This is a genomic window from Nitratidesulfovibrio oxamicus (assembly GCF_015731765.1).
GTDB classification, from domain to species: domain Bacteria; phylum Desulfobacterota; class Desulfovibrionia; order Desulfovibrionales; family Desulfovibrionaceae; genus Cupidesulfovibrio; species Cupidesulfovibrio oxamicus.
Window position 1 is genome coordinate 1 of record NZ_VRYY01000074.1, and the last position, 7265, is coordinate 7265.

Consider the following 7265-nt stretch of genomic DNA (forward strand, 5'->3'; position numbering starts at 1 on the left):
GCCACGTTGGCCTCGCCCCCGATGTTGCCGGGGTTGATGCGCAGGGCGTCCACGCCCGCTTCCAGCGCGGCCACGGCCAGGCGGTGGTCGAAATGGATGTCCGCCACCAGCGGCACGGGCGATGCGGCGCGAATGGGGCCTATGGCCGCTGCAGCCGCCTCGTTCAGCACGGCAAGGCGCACCACCTCGCACCCCACGGCGGCCAGCGCGCGGATTTGCGCCACGGTGGCGTCCACGTCGCGCGTGTCGGTGTTGGCCATGCTCTGCACCATCACGGGGTTGTCCCCCCCGATGCGCACGGAGCCGATGCGGACCTCGCGGGTCCGCCTGCGTTCGATGGTCATGGATGGTCCCTGAAGATGGACGGCCCGGCGGCACCCTTAGGCGCTCGGAGGGCGCGGGCCGAATTGATGGTTCATACTGCATTTCCCCCTGCTCGCCAAGGGCGCCACCGCCGCCCGGACGGCATGCCGGGCAGGTGAGCGAGACAGGGGCGGCGGGATGACGGCGGGGCAGGAGAGGCGGAAGATACGCGCGCCGAATGCGCGCGCCGGAAGGCGGGTGCTGACCCGGCCCCCGGATCAGGAAGGGACCGGGCAGGCCCCACCGCCGTCCTTGTTGCCTCTTTCGTCCCTGTACGTTGACACCGTGCGCCCAGAGGACTACATGCCAGAATGCAACCGAGTTGCATTCTCAATCCCTCATCCCGGATTCCATTGCCGGAGGCGCCATGAACACTCCCCATGCCCTTGCGAAAGCCACCCCGTTCCGGTTTGCCCGATTTGCCGGATTTGTCCGGGGCTCGCGGTGCGGGCTGTCCGCCCTGCTCTTCCTGTTCCTGCTGTCCGGCCTGCTTGCCGCGCCCGGCACCCCCGCCGTTGCGCCCGCCAGCGCCGCTGCCGCCGTGCAGGTGGCGGTCAGCATCCTGCCGCAGAAGTATTTCATCCAGCGCATCGCGGGCGACCTGGCCGAAGTGACGGTGATGGTGCCCACCGGTGCCGACCCGCACACCTACGAGCCGAAGCCCAGCCAGATGCGCGCGCTTGCCAGCGCCAAGCTGTACATGACCATCGGCGTGCCCTTCGAAAAGGCCTGGCTGGACCGCATCACCGCTGCGGGCGGCAAGGACATGGCCGTGGTGCGCCTGGAAAAGGGCATCGACCTTTTGCCGCAGGATGAACATGTTCAGGACGAAGATCATGACCATGACGGCGGGCATGGCCATGGTCATGACGCCGGCCACAAGGACGCCGACAAGCACGGGCACAAGGACGGGCATGACGCCGCCAAGCCCGCCGACGCCAAGCATGACGCCGACCATCACCACGACGGCGAAGCCGCCGAAGGCCACCATCACCACGATCACGAAGGCGGCGACCCGCACATCTGGCTGTCTCCCGCGCTGGTGAAGATGATGGCCGGTTCCATCAAGGGCGCGCTGGTCAAGGCCGACCCGACGCATGCCGCCGTGTACCGCGCCAACCACGACGCCTTCGTGCGCGAACTGGACGAACTGGACCTGCACATCAACGGCCTGTTTGAGAACGTGCCCGAAAACCGCCGCCGCTTCATGGTTTTTCACCCGGCGTGGAGCTACTTCGCCCACAACTACAACCTGCGCGAAGTGGCCATCGAGGTGGAAGGACGCGAACCGGGCCCCAGGCAGTTGACCCGCATTGTGGAGTTCGCCAAGAAGGAGAAGATCGAAGCCATCTTCGTCCAGCCGCAGTTCTCGAAGCGCGGCGCGGAAACCATCGCCCGCAATGTGGGGGCAAAGCTCATCGAGGCCGACCCGCTGGCCGAAGACTGGGCCGCCAACATCCGCCGCGTGGCCGAAGCCATGGCCAAAACCCTGACCCAATCCCCCGGCAAGTAGACACGCATGCACATGCCATCCAGTGCGCCCGGCATGCCGGGCGCACCGCATACATCGCACGAACCGGTCATCGCCGTGCGCGACCTGTGCTTCGCCTACGGCGATGAACCGGTGCTGGACCACGTGGACCTTACCGTGGAGCGCGGCGAATTCCTGGCCGTGCTCGGCCCCAACGGCGGCGGCAAGACAACCCTGCTCAAGCTGCTGCTGGGCCTGCTGGCCCCGCGCTCCGGCAGCGTTGCGCTGTTCGGCGGCGCGCCCCGCGCTGCGTTGCCGCGCATCGGCTACGTGCCGCAATACTCCACGGCCCGGCTGGACTTTCCCGTCACCGTGCAGGACGTGGTGCTGATGGGCCTTGCGGGCACCCGGCGCGGCCTGCTGGGGCGTCACTGGTCACGTGATGCCGCGTCCATCGACCGCGCCCGCGAGGCGCTGGACCAGGTGGGCCTTTCCGGCATGGAAAAGCGCATGGTGGGTCAGCTTTCCGGCGGGCAGCGCCAACGGGCCGTGGTGGCCCGCGCCCTGATGGCCCAGCCGGAACTGCTGCTGCTGGACGAACCCACCGCCTCCATCGACCCGCAGGGATCGTTCTGCTTCTTCGAATTCCTGGGCACCCTGCGCGGGCCGCACACCCTGGTGGTGGTCAGCCACGACCTGTCCATAGCCACGTCCACCTTCTCCAACGTGGCCTTCGTCAACCGCACCCTGGTGCACACCCGGGGCGCGGGGCTGACCCCGGACATGCTGACCATGCTTTACGGCCACCACGAAAAGACCTGCCCCATGGGGGCGTTCATCTCCTCCGTGTCCGGGCTGTTCCCGGTGCTGCCGCGTATGGACGAACTGCCGCCTTCCGGCGCCACGCCCCCCGTTTCCCCCGGCGCCCCAGACCCTTCGGACGCCCCAGACCCTTCGGACGCCCCAGCCCCCCCGGACGCCGCACCTTCCCCCGCCGCAAAGGACGCCTGATGCTCGACGCGCTTTCCTACGACTTCATGCAGCAGGCCCTGGCCGCATCGTTGCTGGCCAGCATCGCCTGCGGGGTCATCGGCACCCTGGTGGTGGTGAACCGGCTGGTGTTTCTGGCGGGCGGGGTATCGCACGCGGCCTACGGCGGCGTGGGGCTGGCCTTTCATTACGGCTGGCCGGTGCTGCCCAGCGCCATCGGCTTCTCCGTGGCCTCGTCCATGCTCATGGCCGGGGTGGCCCTGAAGCGGCCCGAAAAGGCCGACACGGCCATTGGCGTACTGTGGGCGGCAGGCATGGCCTTCGGGATCATCCTCATAGACCTTACCCCCGGCTACAAGGCCGACCTGATGAGCTTCCTGTTCGGGTCCATCCTGGCCGTGCCGGTCACCGACCTGTACCTGATGGCCGCACTGGACGCCGCCCTGCTGGCCGTGGTGGCCCTGTGCCACCAGACCCTGCTGGTGGCCTCCTTCGACCGCGAATTCGCAGAGGCGCGCGGCCTGCCGGTGCGCACCGCCCACTACCTGGTGGTGGGCATGACGGCAGTGGGCGTGGTGATGCTGATCCGCGTGGTGGGGCTGGTGCTGGTCATGGCCCTGCTGACCATACCGCCGTTCATCGCGGCGCGCTCGGCCCGCTCGCTGCCATCCATGATGGCCGCCGCCACCGCGTGGAGCACCGTGTTCTGCGTGGGCGGACTGGCCCTGGCCTACCGCTGGGATGTCACCTCGGGCGCGGCCATCATCGCCGTGGCCTCGGCAGGATTCATGGCCGTGTCCGGCGCGGGCGTGTTGCGCCGGGCGATTGGCAGACGCAACCCGCAATGAACTGGGGGCTCCGCCCCCATCCCCCCGCAAGGGGGCCGCACCCCCTTGACCCCTTTTGCCGTGACGGTGCCCACTTCGTGGACACCGACACAGGGGGGATACTACAGGACCTGCGACAGAGCGCATCCCAGCCGTCCAGTCCGCAATCCATCATCGGAATACGCCATGACCAAGCCAATGACAGACGCCCGCGCCCGGCTGGAACACGCCGGGCTGGAAGCCACCCCCCGCCGCATTGCCGTGCTGGAGTCGCTGGCCGCCCTGCCCCACGCCCCCGCCGCGCAGGAGCTGCTGGACGCGGTGCGCCGCACCACCCGCATGGACAAGGTGACCCTGTACCGCACCCTGGACCTGCTGGTGGAGGCGGGCATCCTGCAACGCCACAGCGGGGCCGATGGCGCCTTCCGGCACTGTATGGCCCCGGCGGGGGAAAACGCGCCGCACGGCCATTTCCAGTGCACCCGATGCGGCGTGATGACCTGCCTGCCCCCGCTGCCCAAGACGCTGGACGCCGCCGCCCTGCTGCCCGCCGGAGTTATCGTGGAGCACGTGGAGGTCCGCCTGGACGGGGTATGCGGACGGTGCAGCAAAAGCTGAGCGCCCCAGTACCCACTGACGCCGCGAAATGTGGCCTGACTGCGGCGGAATCCGAGCCGGAAGGGATCACCCCGCAAGGGTGAGGGCACGCCGTAATCCCCGGCATTCCGGTACGATTCTGCCTTTCCTGTTACACGTGCGGTGTGCCGCGCCATGCAGGAACACCAGGGAAGACACAGGGCTGCCTTTCGGGCTGGCACCTCCTTCCACGTCCGCCTCCTTCCACACTCCCAGCCCACACGGCGCAAGGGCCGGTCACCCGAAACCTTCCGGATGCCCGGCCCTTGCGCCGTCATGCATCTGCATCTTCCCTTCGTTCCGTGACCTCGCCCTTGGTGTCAGGGGTTTCTCCCCTCGTCGCAGGCGGGCCGTCGGATCATGCACGGGCGCGGGGCAATGCCCGCGTCTGGGCACCGCGTCTAGGTGCCGCGTTTGGGCGGCCCCGTGCAGCTATTCGTAGGGGTAGGTGTTGCCCTCGAATTCCTTGGCGCGCGGGTTGGGGTAGGCCCCTTGCGCCTTCATGCGTTCTATGGCCTTGGAGCGGTCCACCCAGTGGGTGTGCAGCAACTGTTCGGCCTTGTGGCTCATGGGCTTTTCCAGGAAGTCCGCGTACAGCTTCTGGACCTGCACGTTATCCTGCGAGGCGCGCACCGGGAACTTGGCGTCCGCCCCGTACACCCCGTTGATGCGGTCCATCATGTAATCCTTCAGCTGCTTGGCGGCGGCCACGGCCTTGCCGGTCATGCGGATGCTGATCAGGGCGCCGCCGGTGACGACGCAGGCGGCCTTCAGGAAGCCGCGCCGGGTAAGGTTGACTATCTGCATGGTGATTCCTCCTATGCCCGGCTGGCGCTGGCCATGGCCAGGCGCTTCTTGAGGCCCGCGTACATCCGGGTCACCCTGCGGTCGGCGGCTTCGAGCACGCCGGGCATCACCGGCTGGCCGCCGCCGCACACGCAACCGCCGGGGCAGGCCATGAACTCGATGAAGTGCCACGGGGCCTTGCCCGCCTTCACCAGTTCGCACACGTCATGGAAGCGCCTGGCCCCGTGCACCACGGCCACCTTCACGTCCACGCCGCCCACGTTCACCGTGGCTTCCTTCACGCCCTGCAAGCCACGCACGCCCTTGAAGTCCATGCTTTCCGGCTTCTTGCCGGTGACGGCCTGGTAGGCGTAGCGCAGCGCCGCTTCCATGACGCCGCCGGTGACGCCGAACAGGGTCGCGCCGCCGGTGGATTCGCCCATCAGGGTATCGCGCTTGCCGTCGGGCAGCTTGGTGAAGTCGATCTTGGCCTTCTTGATCATGTACGCCAGTTCGCGGGTGTCGATGGTGGCGTCGATGTCCTTGTGGCCGCTGTCCCACAACTGCGGGCGCATGCCTTCGTACTTCTTGGCTGTGCACGGCATGATGGACACCGTGTACACCTTGGCCCGGTCGTACTTCATGCGGTCCGCGCCGTAGGTCTTGGCCAGCGTGCCCAGCATGCCGATGGGCGACTTGCACGACGACATGTGCGGGAATAGTTCCGGATACAGCGATTCCACGTACTTGTGCCAGCCTGGGCAGCACGAGGTGAACTGGGGCAGCGGCTTGTCCAGCTTCTTGGTCAGGCGCTGCACGAATTCGGTGCCTTCTTCCCAGATGGTCACGTCGGCGGTGAATTCGTTGTCCCAGCAGTGGTCGAAGCCCAGTTCCTTGAGCGCCGAGAACATCTTGCCGGTGGTCACGGTGCCCACGGGCAGGCCGAAGGCGTCGCCCAGGGCGTAGCGCACGGCGGGCGCGGGCATGGCGATGACCTTGACGTCCTTGGCCTTGATCTTCTTCTCGATCTCGGTCACCCACGACTGCGATTCGTAGATGGCGCCCACGGGGCAGTGGGTCAGACACTGGCCGCAGTTGATGCACAGTTCCTCGTGGGGAATCTTGTGCGCGTCGCCCGTGTCGCCGAAAATGGCGCCGGTGGGGCAGTACTGCTGGCAGCTGTCGCATCCGATGCACTTCGATTCATCGATCTGGATGAAGAAGAGCTTGTCGGGATCGGCCTTGGGGTCCGGAGCGTGGTCTTCGTAGAAGATCTTCTCCATTTCGATACGGCTCATCAGCACGTCTCCTGTGGTTGAAGGTTGCGATCACGTCGTTGGCACCCGCGACGCCGTCCGATCACCTCCTCGTCTCGCGCCGCCTTGTACCGGTCCGACATCGCCCGCCGCCACCGGAATGGCGTCAGGCGCCCTTGGCCGCCGCGCGGAAGGCGTCCAGCGCCGCCGGGAATGGTCCCAGCGCGCGGGGCAGCACCCCTTGCGTCAGCGAAATGGCCAGCCCGTAGTTGGTCATGGGCACTCCCGCCCGCCGCGCCGCGCGCAGCCGGGCCAGCATGTTGCCCCGGTTGATGACGCAGCCGCCGCAATGCACCACCAGCGCATAGGCGGCCATGTCCTCGGAAAGCTCCTTGCCCGCCGCGACGTCGATTTCGATGTCGCCGCCCGCGTACTGGCGCAGCCAGCGGGGAATCTTGACCCGGCCTATGTCGTCGGCCAGGGGGTGGTGGGTGCAGGCCTCGGCTATCAGCACGCGGTCGCCTGGCCCCAGCCGTTCGATGGCCGCAGCCCCGCGCGCCAGTTCCACCAGGTCGCCCTTCAGCCGGGCCATCAGGATGGAAAAGGTGGTCAGGGGCACGCCGGGCGGGGTGTCCGCCGCCTTCAGCACCACCTGCGAGTCGCACACCACAAGGTCCGGCGGCGCGGAAAGGCGCTCCTGCGCGGCGCGCAGCTCGCGCTCCTTGACCACCAGGCACATCCGGTCACCGTCCAGCAGGTCGCGGATGGCCTGTACCTGCGGCAGGATCAGCCGCCCCCGGGGCGCGCCGAGGTCGATGGGCACCACCAGCACCACAAGGCCCCCCGGCGGCACCAGGTCGGACAGCATGTGCGGCTGGGCGATGGCGTGTTCCGGGGCCAGCATGGCGATGCGCTCGCGCACGGCGTCCAGCCCCC

At 67.9% G+C, this 7265-nt stretch carries 8 protein-coding genes; 4 read left to right on the forward strand and 4 right to left on the reverse strand.

The genetic code is table 11. The annotated features are described in order from the left end of the window. Window positions 1–344 (reverse strand): flavodoxin-dependent (E)-4-hydroxy-3-methylbut-2-enyl-diphosphate synthase (locus FVW20_RS03405; protein ID WP_196608300.1); only part of this gene is annotated, 344 nt, incomplete at its 3' end. Between the two features lie 386 nt (window positions 345–730). Here FVW20_RS03405 and FVW20_RS03410 point away from each other — a divergent pair. The 4 genes from FVW20_RS03410 (at window position 731) to FVW20_RS03425 (ending at window position 4269) form a co-directional block, all read left to right on the forward strand. Further along, window positions 731–1876 carry a metal ABC transporter solute-binding protein, Zn/Mn family gene (locus tag FVW20_RS03410; RefSeq protein WP_231038822.1) on the forward strand — a complete coding sequence of 382 codons (1146 nt, stop codon included), beginning with the start codon at window positions 731–733 and terminating at the stop codon, window positions 1874–1876. 6 nt (window positions 1877–1882) lie between these two features. Continuing rightward, entirely contained in the window at window positions 1883–2845 is a 963-nt protein-coding gene (locus tag FVW20_RS03415; RefSeq protein WP_231038823.1) for a metal ABC transporter ATP-binding protein, read from the forward strand. Continuing rightward, the gene (locus FVW20_RS03420; protein ID WP_196608302.1) at window positions 2845–3672 is read left to right on the forward strand and encodes a metal ABC transporter permease; all 828 of its coding nucleotides are present in this window, start codon (window positions 2845–2847) and stop codon (window positions 3670–3672) included. Before FVW20_RS03415 ends, FVW20_RS03420 begins: the two co-directional genes overlap by 1 nt. A 165-nt stretch (window positions 3673–3837) precedes the next feature. After that, a complete protein-coding gene (locus FVW20_RS03425; protein WP_196608303.1) occupies window positions 3838–4269 on the forward strand; it encodes a Fur family transcriptional regulator in 432 nt (143 codons plus the stop codon). 450 nt (window positions 4270–4719) lie between these two features. On the opposite strand, the gene FVW20_RS03430 is transcribed toward FVW20_RS03425, so the two are convergent. The 3 genes from FVW20_RS03430 to hydF form a co-directional block, all read right to left on the reverse strand. Then, on the reverse strand, window positions 4720–5094 hold the full coding sequence (locus tag FVW20_RS03430) for an iron hydrogenase small subunit (protein WP_196608304.1): 375 nt from the start codon (window positions 5092–5094) through the stop codon (window positions 4720–4722). 11 nt (window positions 5095–5105) lie between these two features. Beyond that, window positions 5106–6371: a [FeFe] hydrogenase, group A gene (locus FVW20_RS03435; RefSeq protein WP_196608305.1), complete on the reverse strand. Its 1266-nt coding sequence runs from the start codon at window positions 6369–6371 to the stop codon at window positions 5106–5108. Window positions 6372–6495: 124 nt separating this feature from the next. Continuing rightward, on the reverse strand, window positions 6496–7265 hold a 770-nt coding region (gene hydF / locus FVW20_RS03440), incomplete at its 5' end, for a [FeFe] hydrogenase H-cluster maturation GTPase HydF (protein WP_196608306.1).

What these genes read in the sequence shown, in the direction of transcription:
- FVW20_RS03425 (WP_196608303.1), top strand. Translation starts at nt 3,838, where the DNA reads ATGACCAAGCCAATGACAGACGCCCGCGCCCGGCTGGAACACGCCGGG.
- FVW20_RS03420 (WP_196608302.1), top strand. Translation starts at nt 2,845, where the DNA reads ATGCTCGACGCGCTTTCCTACGACTTCATGCAGCAGGCCCTGGCCGCA.
- FVW20_RS03410 (WP_231038822.1), top strand. Translation starts at nt 731, where the DNA reads ATGAACACTCCCCATGCCCTTGCGAAAGCCACCCCGTTCCGGTTTGCC.
- FVW20_RS03430 (WP_196608304.1), bottom strand. Translation starts at nt 5,094, where the DNA reads ATGCAGATAGTCAACCTTACCCGGCGCGGCTTCCTGAAGGCCGCCTGC.
- FVW20_RS03415 (WP_231038823.1), top strand. Translation starts at nt 1,883, where the DNA reads ATGCACATGCCATCCAGTGCGCCCGGCATGCCGGGCGCACCGCATACA.
- FVW20_RS03435 (WP_196608305.1), bottom strand. Translation starts at nt 6,371, where the DNA reads ATGAGCCGTATCGAAATGGAGAAGATCTTCTACGAAGACCACGCTCCG.